16 protein-coding genes are annotated in these 18,920 nt (G+C 71.7%); 11 read left to right on the top strand and 5 right to left on the bottom strand.

Annotated features, from left to right (window positions below):
* Window positions 1-2 precede the first annotated feature (2 nt).
* Entirely contained in the window at window positions 3-632 is a 630-nt protein-coding gene (locus ACSMX9_RS05785) for a DUF3043 domain-containing protein (protein ID WP_351242356.1), read from the bottom strand.
* 309 nt (window positions 633-941) lie between these two features.
* Here ACSMX9_RS05785 and ACSMX9_RS05780 point away from each other — a divergent pair, with 309 nt between their 5' ends.
* The 5 genes from ACSMX9_RS05780 to ACSMX9_RS05760 all read left to right on the top strand — a co-directional run bounded on the left by ACSMX9_RS05780 (window position 942) and on the right by ACSMX9_RS05760 (window position 7,420).
* Window positions 942-1,724: a PspA/IM30 family protein gene (locus ACSMX9_RS05780; protein WP_351242357.1), complete on the top strand. Its 783-nt coding sequence runs from the start codon at window positions 942-944 to the stop codon at window positions 1,722-1,724.
* A 31-nt stretch (window positions 1,725-1,755) separates the two neighbouring features.
* Window positions 1,756-2,034 carry a PspA-associated protein PspAA gene (gene pspAA, locus ACSMX9_RS05775; RefSeq protein WP_351242358.1) on the top strand — a complete coding sequence of 93 codons (279 nt, stop codon included), beginning with the start codon at window positions 1,756-1,758 and terminating at the stop codon, window positions 2,032-2,034.
* Entirely contained in the window at window positions 2,034-3,410 is a 1,377-nt protein-coding gene (locus ACSMX9_RS05770) for a sensor histidine kinase (protein ID WP_445400474.1), read from the top strand. The genes pspAA and ACSMX9_RS05770 overlap by 1 nt, the downstream gene beginning before the upstream one ends.
* Window positions 3,407-4,084 carry a response regulator transcription factor gene (locus tag ACSMX9_RS05765; RefSeq protein WP_351242360.1) on the top strand — a complete coding sequence of 226 codons (678 nt, stop codon included), beginning with the start codon at window positions 3,407-3,409 and terminating at the stop codon, window positions 4,082-4,084. The genes ACSMX9_RS05770 and ACSMX9_RS05765 overlap by 4 nt, the downstream gene beginning before the upstream one ends.
* Window positions 4,085-4,294: 210 nt before the next feature.
* Window positions 4,295-7,420 (top strand): efflux RND transporter permease subunit, encoded by a 3,126-nt coding sequence (locus ACSMX9_RS05760; protein WP_445400472.1) that lies wholly within the window; start codon window positions 4,295-4,297, stop codon window positions 7,418-7,420.
* 77 nt (window positions 7,421-7,497) lie between these two features.
* Here the strand turns inward: ACSMX9_RS05760 and nadA are convergent, their stop codons facing one another.
* Complete coding sequence (gene nadA / locus ACSMX9_RS05755; protein ID WP_445400470.1) at window positions 7,498-8,676, bottom strand: quinolinate synthase NadA; 1,179 nt, start codon at window positions 8,674-8,676, stop codon at window positions 7,498-7,500.
* Window positions 8,677-9,079: 403 nt separating this feature from the next.
* Here nadA and erpA point away from each other — a divergent pair, with 403 nt between their 5' ends.
* Window positions 9,080-9,436, top strand: coding sequence for an iron-sulfur cluster insertion protein ErpA (erpA, locus tag ACSMX9_RS05750; RefSeq protein ID WP_351242366.1), 357 nt, complete (start codon window positions 9,080-9,082; stop codon window positions 9,434-9,436).
* 106 nt (window positions 9,437-9,542) lie between these two features.
* On the opposite strand, the gene ACSMX9_RS05745 is transcribed toward erpA, so the two are convergent.
* Complete coding sequence (locus ACSMX9_RS05745; RefSeq protein WP_445400468.1) at window positions 9,543-11,075, bottom strand: hypothetical protein; 1,533 nt, start codon at window positions 11,073-11,075, stop codon at window positions 9,543-9,545.
* A 143-nt stretch (window positions 11,076-11,218) separates the two neighbouring features.
* A complete protein-coding gene (locus ACSMX9_RS05740) occupies window positions 11,219-11,437 on the bottom strand; it encodes a hypothetical protein (RefSeq protein ID WP_366114424.1) in 219 nt (72 codons plus the stop codon).
* Between the two features lie 185 nt (window positions 11,438-11,622).
* On the opposite strand from ACSMX9_RS05740, the gene ACSMX9_RS05735 reads away from it, so the two are divergent.
* On the top strand, window positions 11,623-12,603 hold the full coding sequence (locus ACSMX9_RS05735) for a carbohydrate kinase family protein (protein WP_445400466.1): 981 nt from the start codon (window positions 11,623-11,625) through the stop codon (window positions 12,601-12,603).
* A 55-nt stretch (window positions 12,604-12,658) separates the two neighbouring features.
* Here the strand turns inward: ACSMX9_RS05735 and ACSMX9_RS05730 are convergent, their stop codons facing one another.
* Window positions 12,659-14,044 carry a cysteine desulfurase/sulfurtransferase TusA family protein gene (locus ACSMX9_RS05730; protein WP_445400464.1) on the bottom strand — a complete coding sequence of 462 codons (1,386 nt, stop codon included), beginning with the start codon at window positions 14,042-14,044 and terminating at the stop codon, window positions 12,659-12,661.
* A 360-nt stretch (window positions 14,045-14,404) separates the two neighbouring features.
* Here ACSMX9_RS05730 and ctaC point away from each other — a divergent pair, with 360 nt between their 5' ends.
* The 4 genes from ctaC (at window position 14,405) to ACSMX9_RS05710 (ending at window position 18,905) form a co-directional block, all read left to right on the top strand.
* Complete coding sequence (gene ctaC / locus ACSMX9_RS05725; protein WP_351242376.1) at window positions 14,405-15,364, top strand: aa3-type cytochrome oxidase subunit II; 960 nt, start codon at window positions 14,405-14,407, stop codon at window positions 15,362-15,364.
* A gap of 2 nt (window positions 15,365-15,366) precedes the next feature.
* A complete protein-coding gene (gene ctaD, locus ACSMX9_RS05720) occupies window positions 15,367-17,115 on the top strand; it encodes an aa3-type cytochrome oxidase subunit I (RefSeq protein WP_445402906.1) in 1,749 nt (582 codons plus the stop codon).
* Window positions 17,112-17,510: a cytochrome c oxidase subunit 4 gene (locus ACSMX9_RS05715; RefSeq protein ID WP_351242379.1), complete on the top strand. Its 399-nt coding sequence runs from the start codon at window positions 17,112-17,114 to the stop codon at window positions 17,508-17,510. Before ctaD ends, ACSMX9_RS05715 begins: the two co-directional genes overlap by 4 nt.
* Before the next feature lie 129 nt (window positions 17,511-17,639).
* Window positions 17,640-18,905: a L,D-transpeptidase gene (locus ACSMX9_RS05710; RefSeq protein WP_351242381.1), complete on the top strand. Its 1,266-nt coding sequence runs from the start codon at window positions 17,640-17,642 to the stop codon at window positions 18,903-18,905.
* The last annotated feature ends 15 nt before the right edge of the window (window positions 18,906-18,920 follow it).

Raw genomic sequence — 18,920 nt, 5'->3', positions numbered from 1 at the left:
GGTCAGGGTCGCTCCCCGCGCTTGACCTGCGGCTTGGGCAGTCGGAGCCGACGCATTTGGAGGGTCCGCATCAGACCGTAGGGGACGGCACCGCGCTTGGGCACGTCGGCGAAGCGGGTGCGCAGCTCCTTGCGCAGCCGGATGACCAGCAGCGAGGAGTCGAGCAGGATCAACGCGATCACGAACATCCACAGCAGCAGCGCGGCGTTCTGGAGCGTCGGCACCCGGACCATGCTCAGGACCAGGATGACCACGGCCATGGGCAGGAAGAACTCGGCGATGTGGAAGCGCGAGTCCACGTAGTCGCGGACGAAGCGCCGCACGGGGCCCTTGTCCCGGGCGGGCAGGTACCGCTCGTCGCCGCTGGCGAGCGCCTGGCGCTGCCGCTCCAACGCGGCACGCCGCTCGTCGCGGTTGCGCTTGGACGCCTCCTTGCGCGTCATCGGCGTGTTCGCCACGCTGCGGCGCTGGGACTGCGCGACGCTCCGCTTGGGCGTCGGGCGGCCCTTGGGCGCCTGCGGGTCACGGGGCTGGTGGGCCGCGGCTACCGGCGTCTGCTCGGCGGTGGCGGTCTTCTCTGTCTTGGCACGGCTACGGAACACAACACCCAAGGGTACGGGGTGGGGGCGCATGGACCCCAGTCCGGCGGGGAACGATCCGGCAACACCGGACGTCCTACGGGAAACGACTCCGGACGCGAGGAGGTGTGCGTTCCGCTTTCGGGCGGTTCGCACGTCACGGCACCGACGGTCAGCGGACCGGTTCTCCGGGTGACGCCTCCTCCTCGCGCCGGATCGGCGGCGGCGGCAGTCGTCCTTGGGGATGAGCGCATCCGCGGCCGAACAGTGCGGTAATGGAGGCAGGGCCCTTACTGTGGGACCTGTTGGAGCTTGAGCCCGAAGTCCGTCAGAAGGGGGCGCGCGAAGCCCATGAGCGGTGTCATGAAGCGTATGGGGATGATCTTCCGCGCGAAGGCGAACAAGGCCCTTGACCGGGCCGAGGACCCGCGCGAGACCCTCGACTACTCCTACCAGAAGCAGCTGGAGCTGCTCCAGAAGGTCCGGCGCGGGGTCGCCGACGTCGCCACCTCCCGCAAGCGCCTGGAGCTCCAGCTCAACCAGCTCCAGGGCCAGTCCAGCAAGCTGGAGGACCAGGGCCGCAAGGCGCTGGCGCTCGGCCGCGAGGACCTCGCCCGCGAGGCGCTCTCCCGGCGGGCCGCGCTCCAGCAGCAGGTCAGCGACCTGGAGACGCAGCACCAGACCCTCCAGGGCGAGGAGGAGAAGCTCACCCTGGCCGCCCAGCGGCTCCAGGCCAAGGTCGACGCCTTCCGCACCAAGAAGGAGACCATCAAGGCCACGTACACCGCCGCCCAGGCCCAGACCCGCATCGGCGAGGCGTTCACCGGCATCTCCGAGGAGATGGGCGACGTCGGCCTGGCGATCCAGCGCGCCGAGGACAAGACCGCCCAGCTCCAGGCCCGGGCCGGCGCCATCGACGAACTGCTGGCCTCGGGCGCGCTCGACGACCCGACCGGCACCGCCAAGGACGACATCGCCGCCGAACTGGACCGCATCTCCGGCGGCACCGACGTGGAGCTGGAACTCCAGCGGATGAAGGCCGAGCTGGCCGGGGGCAGCGCCCCGCAGACGGCCATCGAGGGCGGCCAACAGGGCGCCGGGAACCAGCAGCCGCAGCGGGAGGCCCCGCGCTTCGACAAGCAGTAGGTCCGGCCGCACACACGCCGAGGAGGGCGTCATGATCGTAAGGATCATGGGGGAGGGCCAGGTACGACTGGCGGACAGCCACATCACCGAGCTGAACGCCCTGGACGACGAGCTGCTCGCCGAGCTGGAGAGCGGCGACACCCCCGGGTTCCGGCGGACGCTCACCGCCCTCCTCGACCGGGTGCGGGAGGTGGGAACGCCCCTGCCCGACGACTCCCTGGAGCCGTCCGAGCTGATCCTGCCCTCCCCGGACGCCGGCCTGGACGAGATCCGGGCCCTGCTGACGGACGAGGGCCTGATTCCCAACTGATGCCACCGTCCCGCCCCTTACCCCGACCGCTGGTCGGCCGCGCCCGCGGTCGGGCCGTTCCGGACCCGTCGCCCGGTGCGGCCGTCGTCGAGCGGGCCAGGGCGGTGCGCGGGTACCTCCGGGCCCGCCCCGCGGTCGCCGACGCGGCCCTGGCGCTGGTCGTGCTGGCGTTCATGCTCTGCTTCGCCGTGCTCAACCCGTACGGTCCGCACGCCCGGTTCGGCCCCATGGAGTGGAACACCCGCACCCCCGATCCGCTCAGCCTGGTGCTGATGCCGCTGTCGGCCACCGCCCTGGCGTTCCGGCGCCGGGCCCCGCTCCCGGTGCTGTGGATCACCGTCGCGCTGACCCAGGTCGAGCTGCTGTTCAGCTCTCCGCTCAGTTCCCCGCGCTCGCCGGTGGCGATGACCGCCGTGCTCGCCCTCTACACCGTCGCCGCCCGCACCGACCGGCCCACCACCTGGCGCGTCGGCCTGCTCACCATGGCCGCGCTGACCGGGGTGGCCATGGTGGCCGGCCCCCTGGCCTGGTACCACCAGGAGAACGTGGGCGTGTTCGCCTGGACGGGCATGGCCGCGGCGGCCGGCGACGCGGTCCGCAGTCGCCGGGCCTACATCCACGCCATCCGGGAGCGCGCCGAGCGCGCCGAGCGCACCCGCGAGGAGGAGGCCCGTCGACGGGTCGCCGAGGAACGCCTGCGCATCGCCCGCGACCTGCACGACGTGGTCGCCCACCACATCGCCCTCGTCAACGTCCAGGCGGGCGTGGCCGCCCACCTCATGCACAAGCGGCCCGACCAGGCGGCCCAGGCGCTGGCCCACGTCCGGGAGGCCAGCCGGTCGGCCCTCGACGAACTGCGCGCCACGGTCGGGCTGCTGCGCCAGAGCGGCGACCCCACGGCCCCCACCGAGCCCATCAGCGGACTGGACCGGCTGGAGGAGCTCGTCGACACCTTCCGGCACGCCGGGCTGACCGTGGAGGTGGCCCGCGGCGACCGGGGCGGGAAGCCCCCGGCGGCGGTCGACCTCGCGGCGTACCGGATCGTCCAGGAGGCACTCACCAACGTGCGCAAGCACGCGGGGGGCCGGGCCCGCGCCGAGGTGAGCGTGGTGCGGGTGGGACCCCACATCGAGGTCACCGTGCTCGACGACGGCTCCCGTGACGCCACCGTCACGGCCGAAGCCGCCGCCCCGCCGGAGCACCCCGACCGCCCGGGCGGCGGCCACGGCCTGCTGGGCATGCGCGAACGGGCCACCGCGCTCGGCGGCGTCCTCACCGCGGGTCCCCGGTACGGGGGCGGGTTCCGGGTCCATGCGATCCTGCCGGTCGACACCCGCCCCGGCTCCGGCGCGGGGGAGACGGGGGAGGCGCCGTGACCATCCGGGTACTGCTCGTCGACGACCAGGCCCTGCTGCGCAGCGCGTTCCGGGTCCTCGTGGAGTCCGAGGCCGACATGGAGGTGGTGGGGGAGGCGTCCGACGGCGCGGAGGCCGTCCGGACCGCCGCCCGGACCCGCCCCGACGTGGTCCTGATGGACATCCGCATGCCGGGCACGGACGGGCTCAGCGCCACCCGGGCCATCTGCCGGGACCCCGAGCTGTCCGGGGTGCGGGTGGTGATGCTGACGACGTTCGAGGTCGACGAGTACGTGGTGCAGTCGCTGCGCGCCGGGGCCTCCGGCTTCCTCGGCAAGGGCTCCGAGCCGGAGGAACTCCTGGGCGCCATACGACTGGTCGCCGCCGGGGAGTCGCTGCTGTCCCCGACCGCGACCAAGGGGCTGATCGCGCGGTTCCTGGCCCAGGGTGACGACTCCGGGGCGTCCGGGCACGCGCACTCGGAGCGCTTGGAGGCGCTCACCGGCCGGGAACGCGAGGTGCTCGTGCAGGTCGCGGGCGGCCACTCCAACGACGTCATCGCCGAGCGGCTCCAGGTCTCGCCGCTCACCGTGAAGACCCATGTGAACCGGGCCATGGCCAAGCTGGGCGCGCGGGACCGGGCCCAACTCGTGGTCATCGCCTACGAATCGGGCTTGGTGAGGCCCCGCGGCTGAGCCGCGCGGCAACGCCCGCGTTCCTACCCCGCAAGGTGTAGCCCGCGTACTACACCCGCAGTATGCCCGGCATAAGGAAAGGCACCTGGGAGCGAGGAACGTTCCTCCTGCCGTGGGCCAGGGTGGTGGTGGGGGGTGTAGAGCCGCCTCCCGTCGCGCCCGCGCGCCGTCGCGGGCCTGTGTTCCCGCCACAGAAGAGAGCCTCCACCCATGTCCTGGCTGTCGAGATTCAGCCTTGCCCAACGCGCCCTGGTCGGGCTGGTGTCGATCATCGCGATGGTCTTCGGCGCCCTCGCGATCCCCCAACTCAAGCAGCAGCTCCTGCCCTCCATCGAACTGCCGATGGTCTCCGTCATCGCCCCGTACCCGGGTGCCTCCCCGGACGTGGTCGAGAAGCAGGTGGTCGAGCCGCTCGAAGACGGCATCGAGGCCGTCGACGGCATCACCGGCATCACGGCGACCGCCAGCGAGGGCAACGCCGTGCTGATGGCGCAGTTCGACTACGGCGACGGCTCCGATCGGATCGTCGCCGACGTCCAGCAGGCCGTGAACCGGGTCCGCGCGCTGCTGCCGGCCGACGTCGACCCGCAGGTCATCGCCGGTTCCACCGACGACATGCCCACCGTCGTGCTGGCCGCCTCGGCCGACCGGGACCAGCAGGCCCTCAAGGAGCAGCTGGAACGCACGGTGCTGCCGGAGTTGAAGGAGATCGACGGAGTCGGCCAGGTCGCCGTCGACGGCGTCCGCGAACTCCAGGTCACCGTCACCCCGGACGAGAAGGAGATGGCGGCGGCCGGGGTGAGCGCGGCGGTGCTCGGCCAGGCGCTCCAGGCCGGCGGCGCGACCGTCCCGGCGGGCTCCTTCGAGGAGGGCGGCGCCAACCGCACCGTCCAGGTCGGCGGCGGCTTCACCAGCCTCCGTCAGATCCAGGACCTGGTGGTGACCGGGGAGGGCGTCAAGAAGCCGGTCCGGCTCGGCGACCTGGCCACCGTGGAGCAGGAGCCCGCGAAGGCGGACTCGCTCACCCGCACCAACGGCGAGCCCAGCCTCGCGGTCATGGTCACCATGGACCAGGACGGCAGCTCGGTCGCCATCTCCGAAGCGGTCGAGAAGGCCCTGCCCGACCTCCGCGCCGACCTCGGCGAGGGCGCCGAACTGACCGTGGTCAGCGACCAGGGCCCGGCCGTCTCCAAGGCGATCGACGGCCTCACCACCGAGGGCGCCCTCGGTCTGCTCTTCGCGGTCGTGGTCATCCTCGTCTTCCTCGCCTCCCTTCGCTCCACGCTGGTCACCGCGGTGTCCATACCGCTCTCCGTGGTGCTCGCGCTGATCGTGCTGTGGAGCCGTGACCTGTCGCTCAACATGCTCACCCTGGGCGCCCTGACCATCGCCATCGGCCGGGTCGTCGACGACTCGATCGTGGTGCTGGAGAACATCAAGCGGCACCTCGGCTACGGCGAGGAGCGCAAGGAGGCCATCCTCACCGCGGTCAAGGAGGTCGCGGGCGCGGTCACCTCCTCCACGCTCACCACCGTCGCCGTGTTCCTGCCGATCGGGCTCGTCGGCGGCATGGTCGGCGCACTCTTCTCCTCCTTCAGCCTCACCATCACGGCGGCCCTGCTCGCCTCGCTGCTGGTGTCGCTGACGGTGGTCCCGGTGCTGTCGTACTGGTTCCTGAGGCCGCCGAAGGCCGTCCGGGGGGTCGACGCCGAACAGGCCCGTCGCCAGGCGGAGGAGAAGGAGGCCAAGAGCCGCCTCCAGCGCTCGTACGTGCCCGTCCTGATGTTCGCCACCCGCCGTCGTCTGGTGAGCCTCGGCATCGCGGTGGTGGTCCTGCTGGCCACCTTCGGCATGGCCCCGCTGTTGAAGACCAACTTCCTCGACCCCGGGGAGCAGGAGGTCCTGACCATCCGGCAGGAACTCGCCCCGGGCACCGGTCTGGCCGCCTCCGACGCCGCGGCCCGCAAGGTCGAGAAGATGCTCGACGGCGTCGACGGCGTCAAGAACTACCAGGTCACCGTGGGCTCTTCGGGCTTCATGGCGGCCTTCGGCGGCAGCACCGACACCAACCAGGCCACCTACCAGGTCGGCCTGGTGGAGGACGCCGACTTCGACGCCACCCAGGACCGCATCGAGAAGGGCCTGCGCGGCCTCTCCGACATCGGCGACACCACCATCTCGGCCGGTGACGGCTTCGGCGCCCAGGACCTCAGCGTGGTCGTCAAGGCGGCCGACCCCGAGGTGCTGCGCACGGCGTCGGAGCAGGTCCGTGCCGAGGTCGCGAAGCTGGACGACGTCACCGACGTGCAGAGCAACCTGGCGCAGTCCGTCCCGCGGATCTCCGTGAAGGGCACCGAGAAGGCCGCCCGGGCCGGGTTGAACGAGGCCGCCCTCGGTGCGGTCGTCGCCCAGGCGGTGCGCGGCACCCCCTCGGGCAAGGCCGTCCTGGACGACACCGAGCGCGACATCGTGATCCGCTCGGCGAAGCCCGCCGACACCCTCCAGGAGCTCAAGGACCTGCCGGTCGGCCCGGCCAGGCTCGGCGAGCTCGCGAAGGTCGAACTCGTCGACGGCCCGGTCTCGATGACCCGCATCGACGGCCAGCGCTCGGCCACCGTCACGGCCCGTCCCACCGGCGACAACACCGGCGCGGTCGGCACCGAGTTGCAGACGAAGCTCAAGGAACTGGAGCTGCCCGAGGGCGCCACCGCCACCATCGGCGGGGTCTCCGAGGACCAGGAGGAGGCGTTCGCCTCCCTCGCCCTCGCCATGCTCGCGGCCGTCGCCATCGTGTTCATGCTGCTCGTGGCGGCCTTCAAGTCGCTGGTCCAGCCGCTGATCCTGCTGGTGTCCATCCCGTTCGCGGCGACCGGCGCGCTCGGGCTGCTGATCGTCACCGGCACCCCGATGGGCGTGCCCGCGCTGATCGGCATGCTGATGCTCATCGGCATCGTGGTCACCAACGCGATCGTCCTGATCGACCTGATCAACCAGTACCGGGCCCGGGGCCACGGGGTCGTGGAGGCCGTGATCGAGGGCGGCCGGCACCGGCTGCGCCCGATCCTGATGACGGCCCTCGCGACGATCTTCGCCCTGCTCCCGATGGCCCTCGGGGTCACCGGTGAGGGCGGGTTCATCGCCCAGCCGCTGGCCGTGGTCGTGATCGGCGGTCTGATCAGCTCCACGCTGCTGACCCTGCTGCTGGTCCCGACGCTGTACGCGATGGTCGAGCTCCGCAAGGAGCGCAAGCAGGCCAAGCGCGCGGCCAAGCGCGGCGGCCCGGCCGGCCCGGAGGCGTCCGAGGACGCCGGTTCCCCGGAGCCGGTCCGCGTCTGACCCGTCGGACGACGCACAGGACGACCCCTCGGCCGGGAACGGCCGGGGGGTCGTCCGTCGTGCGGTGCGGCGGGCGGCTACGGGAGGGCGAGCATCCGCTCCAGGGCCAGCTTGGCGAACCGCTCGGTCTCCGGGTCCACCGAGATCCGGTTGACCAGGGTGCCCTCGGCCAGCGACTCCAGCGCCCACACCAGGTGCGGCAGGTCGATCCGGTTCATGGTCGAGCAGAAGCACACCGTCTTGTCGAGGAAGACTATCTCCTTGCCCTCCGGAGCGAAACGATTCGCCAGCCTCCGGACCAGGTTCAGCTCGGTGCCGATCGCCCACTTCGAGCCGGCCGGCGCCGCCTCCAGCGCCTTGATGATGTACTCGGTCGACCCCACCTGGTCCGCCGCCGCGACGACCTCGTGCCGACACTCCGGGTGCACCAGCACGTTCACCCCGGGTATCCGGGCCCGGACGTCCGCCACCGACTCCAGCGAGAACCGTCCGTGCACCGAGCAGTGGCCCCGCCACAGGATCATCTTGGCGGCCCGCAGCTGCTCCGGGGTCACCCCGCCGCCCGGCTTGTGCGGGTTGTAGACGACGCAGTCCTCCAGGGACATCCCCAGGTCCCGCACCGCGGTGTTGCGCCCCAGGTGCTGGTCGGGCAGGAACAGCACCTGCTCGCCCCGGGAGAAGGCCCAGTCCAGTGCCCGCCGGGCGTTGGACGAGGTGCAGATGGTGCCCCCGTGCCGTCCGGTGAACGCCTTGATGTCGGCGGAGGAGTTCATGTACGAGACGGGCACCACGCGCTCCGCGATGCCGGCCTCGGTCAGCACGTCCCAGCACTCGGCGACCTGCTCCGCGGTGGCCATGTCGGCCATGGAGCACCCGGCGGCCAGGTCCGGCAGGACCACCTTCTGGTCGTCTCCGGTCAGGATGTCCGCGGACTCCGCCATGAAGTGCACACCGCAGAAGACGATGTACTCGGCCTCGGGCCGGGCCGCGGCGTCGCGCGCCAGCTTGAAGGAGTCGCCCGTGACGTCCGCGAACTGGATGACCTCGTCGCGCTGGTAGTGGTGCCCGAGGACGAAGACCCTGTCGCCGAGCTTCTCCTTGGCCGCCCGGGCCCGTTCGACGAGGTCCGGGTCGGAGGGCGAGGGCAGGTCACCGGGACACTCCACCCCGCGCTCGCTGCGTGGATCGGCCTCCCGGCCGAGCAGCAGCAGCGCCAGGGGGCTGGGCTGGACGTCCAGGGGCTGGGCGGTGGTCACGATCACGCACCCTTTCTCTGCGGGGTCTGACCCCCGGCGGCTCGCAGGTGGCCCCCGGGCGGACTGACCCGACTCCGGAGGCCCCTTTTCGTCGTTTTGACGTTATCTATCATAACCGCTTCACGTCAGTTTGACGATGGCCCTCGTGTCAATGTGACGCATTCGCTCCGAGGTCCGCGCCACCCCCCGGACCAGGGACGTTCCTCAATTCGCCGCCCCCGCGGTCCGCTGACCGGGGCGGTGGCGGAGCGCCCCTGCGGGCATGGCCGCCCCGCCGGTCCGTGTGCGAGCATGGGAAGCGCAAGGCGCGATGCCGAAGACGCACCCGGGCCCGGAATGAATCCGCAGCCCCGCCGGTTGTTACGTCGGCAAGCAGTCTCCGTACAACCCGGGAGAGATGTAGATGTCCGTATCGGACGAGACCACGACCGCCACCGACGGCATCATCCTGTCCGACGCCGCCGCGGCGAAGGTCAAGGCTCTGCTCGACCAGGAAGGCCGCGACGACCTGGCCCTGCGGGTCGCCGTACAGCCCGGCGGCTGCTCCGGCCTGCGCTACCAGCTCTTCTTCGACGAGCGGTCCCTCGACGGCGACGTCGTCAAGGACTTCGACGGGGTCAAGGTCGTCACCGACCGCATGAGCGCCCCCTACCTCGTCGGCGCCTCCATCGACTTCGTCGACACCATCGAGAAGCAGGGCTTCACGATCGACAACCCGAACGCCACGGGCTCCTGCGCCTGCGGCGACTCCTTCAGCTGAGCCGAGCCCGGCCCGCCGCCCCGTGCGGCGCGTCCGGTCGCCCCAACGCGGTGGTGGCGGTACCCGTCCGGGTACCGCCACCACCGCGTTCACGTCCCGCGGCGCGTCAGGGGGCCTCCTCCGCCTGCCGCGGCCAGCCCGCCGGAGCCCGGTCCGCCAGCGGCGCACCCCGGTCGTCCACGACCTTCCGGTCCCCGAGGGGCCCGTCCAGCTCCACGGTCATCTCGTAGTACTTCGCCAGGGCCACGCACATCCGCCCGTCCTCGACGGTCTCCGTGACCCGCACCACCACCTCGTCGCCACGGGCCCGCGCCGTCGCCTCGTACGTACCGCAGACCCCACCGGTGAAGTGCAGCACCAGTCGGTCCCGCCGGGTGCCCGCGACCTCGTACCAGCCGACCTCCGTGTCCCGGGAGACCGGCGCCCCCTTCGACGGGGCCGGCACGGAGAGCCCCGGGGCCGGGGTCCTCGGGCCGGCCGGCGGTACGGCGGGGCCCGTGACCAGGTGCTCCGGGGCGACGGCCGGATGGGTCACCGTGTACGGCTCGTCCGAACCTTCCGGGCGCACCTCGAACAGCCAGGACGGGACGAGCACCGGAGCGCCCCCGGAGAGCTGGGAGGCCAGCCCGAACTCCGCACCGGTCACCGGCAGCGGCTTCGCCGCCGGCGCCTTCACGCCCTCGGGGCAGGACGCGGTGGTGTCCTCACGGTGCGGCACCGCGGTGGCGCAGCCGCCGATCCCCACCGGCCGTCCGGCCGTCCGGTTCAACAGCGCCAGCGCCTTCGCCGCGCTGATCACCGGGTAGCTCGCGCCCCGGGCCAGCGGAGCCAACTGCCCGTTCCCGCCGACGACCTCGCCGCCCGGACCGATCCGCAGCCCCGTCGACCAACCGAAGGTGGGTCGGCCGTCCACCACGGGCGCCGCGTTCACCACCCGGGTCGTCCCCATCAGCTGCCGGGCGTCCAGCTTCGCGCCGCCGTGGCCGAGCGCCTTGAGCACCGGTGCCGCGGCGGCCTTGGCCCCCGACTCGTCGATCGGCTCCACCTCCGCGGAACCGCCCGGCACCCGCGGCGCACGGGGCTGCTCCTCGGTGGCGCACCGGGTCACCGCCGCGCAGTGCGGATCCGTCGCGTTCCGGGTGAACGTCCACGCCCCGGCCCCGCCCGCGGCGACCTGCAAGGAGGCGCCGGTGCCGGCCTCCGCCGTCCCGACCCGCCAGGCGTCGCCCTCGCGCACCGGCTCGCCCGCCACCCCGAGGGCCGCCGCCAACCGGCCGACCCGGTCCCGTCCGACCGGCCCGTCCGGCCGGTGGACGGCCGCGGCCTTCGGGCCCTCGGGCAGGGCCCCGCGCGCCCGGTACCGCCCGCCCGAGGGGTCGGGCTCCCCGGGCGCGATCCCCGGTGAACCCGCACGGACCGGATGGTCGTCCAAGGCCAACGGCGGGGGGTCGCCGTTCCGTTCGGAGGCGGCCGTCCGGTCCGCCCCGCCGCCCTGGCCGGCGGCCACGGCCCAGTAGGTGCCGCCGCCTGCGACCAGTACCGCCGTCGTGACGGCGGCGACGGTGACCCGGGAACGCCGGGGGGCGCGTCGACGCACGGTGTCGTCGGGGGTGACCGGGCCGACTGGGTTGCTGCTCACCGCATCGCTCCTTCGCCTGCGCCGCATCCGCGCGAAGGAGCGCGGGCGGTTCTGGCCCTCGTCCACCGGCCGGCGGACGCCGATGGGACGCGGGCGGAGGGCGCACGGTTCCCCGCCGACGCGGGACGTCACCCTCCCGGGTGTCACCCCCCGTGGCGCGGGAACCCGGCGGCGAACATCGCGTCCAGCAGCCGGGCGGCGGAGGGCGGGACGACGACTCCGGTCAGCGCCCGCGCCGGCGGTGGCGCCGACCGGGGTTCCGGTCGCCAGTGCGGGGCCATCCGGGCGCAGTCGCCGCGGAGTGCGGCGAGACCGCCTTCGAGGTCGTGGGGGGAGCGGTCGGGGAGGGGGAGATCGGCCATGAGGAAACGGTAGGCGTCCGGAACCGCACGAAAGAAGCCCTACTATCAGGTAATTTTCCGGCTTTCGGGTGGTTCGGACCGTTGCGACGACCGGGTAGCGTGAAGTGTTCACTTTCGGGCCCCGGGCCGTGCACCGTACGCGGGCCCCTCCAGCCGCCCCCCAGTTCCCCCAGGAGCGCCCCGCCGTGCGTATCGCAGTCTCCGGCTCCATCGCCACCGACCATCTGATGACCTTCCCCGGACGGTTCGCCGAGCAACTCGTCGCCGATCAACTGCACACGGTCTCCCTCTCCTTCCTCGTCGACGCCCTCGACGTCCGTCGCGGCGGCGTCGGCGCCAACATCGCCTTCGGCATGGGTCAGCTCGGTGCACGGCCGATCCTGGTCGGGGCCGCCGGTGCCGACTTCGACGAGTACCGCGCCTGGCTCGACCGGCACGGGGTCGACACCGAGTCGGTCCGCATCTCCGAGGTGCTGCACACCGCCCGCTTCGTGGTCACCACTGACGCCGACCACAACCAGATCGGCTCCTTCTACACCGGCGCCATGAGCGAGGCCCGCCTCATCGAGCTCAAGGCCGTGGCCGACCGGGTGGGAGGCCTCGACCTCGTCCTCATCGGCGCCGACGACCCGGAGGGCATGCTCCGCCACACCGAGGAGTGCCGCAGTCGCGGCATCCCGTTCGCCGCCGACTTCTCCCAGCAGATCGCCCGGATGAACGGCGACGAGATCCGCGTCCTGCTGGACGGCGCCACGTACCTCTTCTCCAACGAGTACGAGAAGGGCCTGATCGAGGCCAAGACCGGCTGGAGCGACGAGGAGATCCTCGGCCGGGTCGGCCACCGGGTCACCACCCTCGGCGCCCGCGGCGTCCGCATCGAGCGGGTCGGACACGACCCCATCGAGGTCGGGGTGCCCGAGGAGGAGGCCAAGGTCGACCCCACCGGCGTCGGCGACGCCTTCCGCGCCGGCTTCCTGTCCGGCCTCGCCTGGGGCGTCGGCCTGGAGCGGGCGGCCCAGGTCGGTTGCATGCTCGCCACCCTGGTCATCGAGACCCTCGGCACCCAGGAGTACCAGCTGCGCCGCGTCCACTTCGTGGACCGCTTCACCAAGGCGTACGGCGAGGACGCCGCGAACGAGGTGCGGTCGCACCTCCGCTGCCCCTGAACGGCGGCCCCGGGAACGACGCGGTGCCGGGCCCCGGCCCGGCACCGCACCCCGTTCACACCAGTCGGACCACCCGGTAGGAGGACCCCCGCTCCGTGCGGGACTCGCCCGCGTACCGTTGTCCCCGCATCTCGCACCAGGCGGGGATGTCAAGCCGGGCCGCCTCGTCGTCGGCGAGCACCACGACCGCACCGCCCACGGGCACCCGGTCGATCACCTTCGCCAGCTCGATCACCGGCAGCGGGCACCGCTTCCCCAACGCGTCCACCACCAGCTCCTCCACCGGCGGGCCGGCCGGGGACGGGTCGGGATCGGTCCCGCGCAACCGTCCGCGCACCGACTCCACCACCCCGGGCAGCACCGCCAGGAACCGTTCGACGTCCGCCCCGTCCGTGCCCACCGGCAGCGAGACGCGGACGTTGCCCTCGCTGAGCACCCCCATCGCCCGCAGCACGTGGCTGGGCGTCAGGGTGCTGCTGGTGCACGAGGAGCCCGAGGACACCGAGAACCCGGCCCGGTCCAGCTCGCCCAGCAGGCTCTCGCCGTCCACGTACAGGCAGGAGAAGGTGACCAGGTGCGGAAGCCGGTGCTCCGGGTCCCCCACCACCTCGGTGTCGGGCACCTCGGCCGCCACCCGCTCCCGCAGCCGGGCGGTCAGCGCCCGCAGCCGGGCGCCCTCCGCGGCGGCCTCGGCCCGCACCGCCCGCAGCGAGGCGACGGCTGCCACGATCGCCGGCACGTTCTCGAAGCCGGGCGCCCGCCCCGACTCCCGCTCGTCCACCGGCCCGCGCGGGGCGAACCGCACCCCCTTGCGCACCACCAGCACCCCCACGCCCGCCGGGCCGCCCCACTTGTGGGCGCTGCCGGTGAGCAGGGACCACTCTCCGGGCACCGCACCCCAGGCCAGCGACTGCGCGGCGTCCACCAGCAGCGGCACCCCGGCCGCCCGGCACCGCTCGGCGACCTCCGCCACCGGCTGCTCGGTGCCCACCTCGTGGTTGGCGGACTGGAGGCAGGCCAGTGCGGTGTCCGGGCGGAGCAACTCGGCATAGGCGTCCACCCGCACCGCCCCGGTCCGGGTCACCGGGACCGTCGTCACCCGGCCGCCCGCGGCCTCGTGGACCTCGGCCGCGTGCAGGACGGAGGAGTGTTCGACCGCGGAGACCAGCAGCCCGTCGCCCACCCGTCGCCGGCCGGCCAGGGCCCCGGCCACCCCCTCGTGCACGGCCCGGGTCCCCGAAGGGGTGAACACCAGCTCGTCCGGTCGGCAGCCCACCGCCTCCGCCGCCGCCTCCCGGGCGGCGTCCAGGAGCATCCGGACCCGGCGGCCCTCGCGGTACAGCCGGGCGGGGTCGGCCCACCCCTCGTCCAGCGAGGCCAGGAGGGCCTGGCGGGCGACGGGGTGCAGCGGGGCGGAGGACGCGGCGTCGAAGTAGGACACGCCCGTACCGTAACCCCCGCCCCCACCGGGCCGGGGCGCCCGCCGAACGGGGGAGGCGCCCCGTGTCGGCGGGCGGCTTGCGGAGGGGGCGTCAGAAGGGCCGCGCCCGGGGCCGATCCCGCGCTCCGATCCGGCCTGGAACAGCGTCTTCCGCTTGACCTCCGGGGCTCCGACCAGCAGCGCACCACCCCTTCGGGGAGTCGAACGGCGCGTTGGGCACCCTCCCCGCGCGACCCCAAATAGCGTCCAGTAGGGTTTGGTCCGCATAAACATCCAAACCCCTGCCCGCCGCAGGGCGGCGACCGACCAGCGAGAAGGCCGCAGCCGACCGCGCGGGCGAGACTCTCGGGAAGGCGCTACGTGAGTCCCAACGGCTCCGACCGCTCGCCGCGGCGCCCGATGCGGCGGAAGCTGCTGCAGGCACTGACTGCGGGCCTGGTCCTGGCGACCGCCACCGGTTGCACATACAAGGACTTCCCCCGCCTGGGTATGCCGAGCCCGGCCACCGAGGAGGCGCCCCGCATCCTCTCTTTGTGGCAGGGCTCGTGGGCCGCCGCGCTCGCCGTCGGCGTGCTGGTGTGGGGCCTGATCCTGTGGAGTGTCTTCTTCCACCGGCGCAGCCGCACCAAGGTCGAAGTTCCCCCCCAGACCCGGTACAACATGCCGCTTGAGGCCCTGTACACCGTGGTTCCGATCCTCATCGTCTCGGTGTTCTTCTACTTCACCGCGCGCGACGAGTCGAAGCTCCTGAAGCTGGACGACAAGCCCGCCCACGTGGTGAACGTGGTCGGCTACCAGTGGTCCTGGGCCTTCAACTACATCGAGCAGGTCCCCGGCTCCACGGGCGACGCGAAGAAGGACAAGAACCTCGCGGCCATCCCGGACCGCTTCCAGGAGGACTTCCCGGCCAACGCGGGCGGCGTGTACGACTTCGGCGTCCCCGGCACCCGGAACCCGGAGAACAACAACCCCGGCCCGACCCTCGTCCTCCCCAAGGGGGAGAAGGTCCGCTTCGTCCTCACCTCGCGCGACGTCATCCACTCCTTCTGGGTGGTGCCGTTCCTGATGAAGCTGGACGTCATCCCGGGCCACACCAACGCCTTCGAGGTCACCCCCAACAAGGAGGGGATCTTCATGGGCAAGTGTGCCGAGCTCTGCGGTACCGACCACTCCCGCATGCTCTTCAACGTCAAGGTCGTCTCTCCCGAGGCGTACCAGGAGCACCTGAAGCAGCTCGCGGAGAAGGGTCAGACCGGTTACGTCCCGGCCGGTATCGAGCAGACGAAGCAGGAGAAGAACCGGGAGACGAACCAACTGTGAGCATCATCAACGACCCTTCACGGGACGCGAAGGTGGCTGACGACTCGTACGAGAACGAGTTGCCGGTCCGTCGCAAGCAGCCCGGCAACGTCGTGGTCAAGTGGCTCACCACCACCGACCACAAGACCATCGGTACCCTGTACCTGGTCACCTCGTTCGTCTTCTTCATCATCGGCGGCGTCATGGCGCTGTTCATGCGCGCCGAGCTCGCCCGCCCGGGCACGCAGCTGATGTCGAACGAACAGTTCAACCAGGCGTTCACGATGCACGGCACGATCATGCTGCTGATGTTCGCGACGCCGCTGTTCGCGGGCTTCGCGAACTGGATCATGCCGCTCCAGATCGGTGCCCCCGACGTCGCGTTCCCGCGACTGAACATGTTCGCCTACTGGCTCTACCTGTTCGGTTCGCTCATCGCGGTCGCGGGCTTCCTGACCCCGAACGGTGCCGCGGACTTCGGTTGGTTCGCCTACTCGCCGCTCTCCGACGCGGTCCGCTCGCCGGGCATCGGCGCGGACATGTGGATCATGGGTCTGGCCTTCTCCGGCTTCGGCACGATCCTCGGCTCGGTCAACTTCATCACCACGATCATCTGCATGCGCGCGCCCGGCATGACGATGTTCCGCATGCCCATCTTCACCTGGAACGTGCTGCTGACCGGTGTGCTGGTCCTGCTCGCCTTCCCGGTGCTGGCCGCGGCCCTCTTCGCGCTGGAGTCGGACCGGAAGTTCGGCTCGATGATCTTCGATCCGGCCAACGGCGGCGCACTGCTCTGGCAACACCTCTTCTGGTTCTTCGGCCACCCCGAGGTGTACATCATCGCCCTGCCGTTCTTCGGCATCATCTCCGAAGTCCTGCCGGTGTTCAGCCGCAAGCCGATGTTCGGTTACTCCGGACTCATCGGCGCGACGATCGCCATCGCCGGCCTCTCGGTCACGGTGTGGGCGCACCACATGTACGTCACCGGTGGCGTGCTCCTCCCGTTCTTCTCCTTCATGACGTTCCTCATCGCCGTCCCGACCGGCGTGAAGTTCTTCAACTGGATCGGAACGATGTGGAAGGGCTCGCTGTCCTTCGAGACCCCGATGCTCTGGGCGATCGGCTTCCTGATCACCTTCACCTTCGGTGGTCTGACCGGTGTCATCCTGGCCTCGCCGCCGCTCGACTTCCACGTCTCCGACTCGTACTTCGTGGTCGCGCACTTCCACTACGTCATCTTCGGCACCGTGGTCTTCGCGATGTTCGCCGGCTTCCACTTCTGGTGGCCGAAGTTCACCGGGAAGATGCTCGACGAGCGCCTCGGCAAGATCACCTTCTGGACGCTGTTCATCGGCTTCCACGGCACCTTCCTGGTCCAGCACTGGCTGGGCGCCGAGGGCATGGCCCGCCGGTACGCGGACTACCTGAACGCGGACGGCTTCACCGCCCTGAACACGATCTCCACGATCAGCTCGTTCCTGCTCGGGCTGTCGATGCTGCCGTTCTTCTACAACGTCTGGAAGACCGCCAAGTACGGCAAGAAGGTCGAGGTCGACGACCCCTGGGGCTACGGCCGCTCGCTGGAGTGGGCCACGTCCTGCCCGCCGCCCCGGCACAACTTCGTCACCCTGCCGCGCATTCGTTCCGAATCCCCGGCGTTCGACCTGCATTACCCGGAGATCGCCGCGCTCGACCAGCTGGAGAACGCGGGCGGGCACCTCGGCCCCGGTTCCGGTGAGGCGCTGGCTGGCGGCAAGGAGGCCGGCAAGTGAAGATCCAGGGCAAGATGTTCATCTGGCTGAGCGTCTTCGTGCTCGTCATGGCGATCGTCTATGGCGTGTGGTCGAAGGAGCCGGTCGGCACCACGGCGCTCTTCATGGCCTTCGGCCTGTGCATCATGATCGGCTACTACCTGGCCTTCACGGCCCGGCGGGTCGATGCGGGCGCACAGGACAACAAGGAGGCCGACGTCGCGGACGACGCCGGCGAGGTGGGCTTCTTCAGCCCGCACAGCTGGCAGCCGCTCGCGCTCGCGGTGGGCGGCGCGTTCGCCTTCTGCGGCGTCATCTTCGGCTGGTGGCTGCTCTACTTCTCGGCGCCGATCCTCGTGGTCGGCCTGCTGGGTTGGGTCTTCGAGTACTACCACGGTGAGAACCAGAACCAGTAGCACCCACTGAGCACCCGTACGGGGCCCGGACACTCCACCCGGAGGTCCGGGCCCCGTCGTACGCCCCGACACCCCCCGTACGGCTCACCCGCCGTGCTTGACAGGGGGGACGTTCATAGGCTCGCAACCATGAACCACTCACCGCGCACGCGTACGGTCATGAGCTGCACGACGCTGGTGGTCGCCCTCCTCGCGGGCGCCACCGCCTGTGACGAGCCCGCCGGCCATCCGCTGTCCGCCGCGCCGTACGACGCGGCGAGCCAGGTCGTCCTGGGAGCCGCCGCGAGCGGTGCCAAGCTCGACCCCGACCGGCCGCTGGAGATCACGGCCAAGCCCGGCGGCGGGGGCCGCATCACCGACGTCACCGCCACCGACGCCGCCGGCCGGTACGTGGCCGGCACCCTCTCCGCAGACGGCACCCGCTGGCGCACCACCGTCCCCCTGGCCGCGGGCGCCCACTACACGGCCCGGGTCAGCACCGAGAAGGCGGACGGCTCGCCCGGCCGCAGGGTCGTCACCTTCGAGACGGGAGTCCCTGCCAAGAAGCGCGAGTTGACGGTCACCTTCGGTCCCGAGGAGGGCACCTACGGGGTGGGGCAGCCGATCATCGCCGAGCTGAGCGAGCCCGTCACCGACAAGAAGGCCCGTGCCGCGGTCGAACGCGGGCTGAAGGTCGAGTCGATGCCCGCAGTCGAGGGCTCCTGGTACTGGCTCGACGACCAGGTCCTGCACTACCGCCCCAAGGAGTACTGGCCCGTCAACGCCACCGTCCGGGCCCGCAGCGCCCTGGAGGGCATCAAGGTGGGGACCCGGCTGTGGGGCGGCGAGAGCGCCCCGCTGACCTTCACCACGGGGGACCGGATCGTCGCGGTCGCCGACGCCTCCGCGCACCGCATGACGGTGTACCGCAACGGAGAACAGATCAACTCGATCCCGGTCACCACCGGCAAGCCCGGCTTCGAGACCCGCAACGGCATCAAGGTGGTCCTGGGCAAGGAGTACTTCGTCCGGATGCGCGGCACCAGCATCGGCATCGCCGCGGGCACCTCGGAGTCCTACGACCTCCCCGTGTACTACGCCACCCGCGTCACCTGGAGCGGGGAGTACGTGCACGCCGCACCCTGGTCGGTGGGCTCGCAGGGCTCCGCCAACGTCAGTCACGGCTGCGTGGGCATGAGCACCGGCAACGCGGCCTGGTTCTACGAGACCGTCCGCCCGGGGGACCTGGTCAAGGTCGTCAACAGCTACGGCGAGGACATGGCGCCCTTCGGCAACGGGTACGGGGACTGGAACCTGGACTGGACGGAGTGGCAGGAGGGCAGCGCGGTCACCGGTGACGCCGGCCCCCGCACCCCGCCCCCGGCCCAGCAGGCCCGGCTGCGCCCCCGGACCTGAGCCGGGGACGCGGCG

It is taken from the genome of Streptomyces sp. LE64 (genome assembly GCF_052606915.1).
Note: the sequence above shows the minus strand (reverse complement) of the source record. Positions and strands in the feature narration are given on the sequence as shown.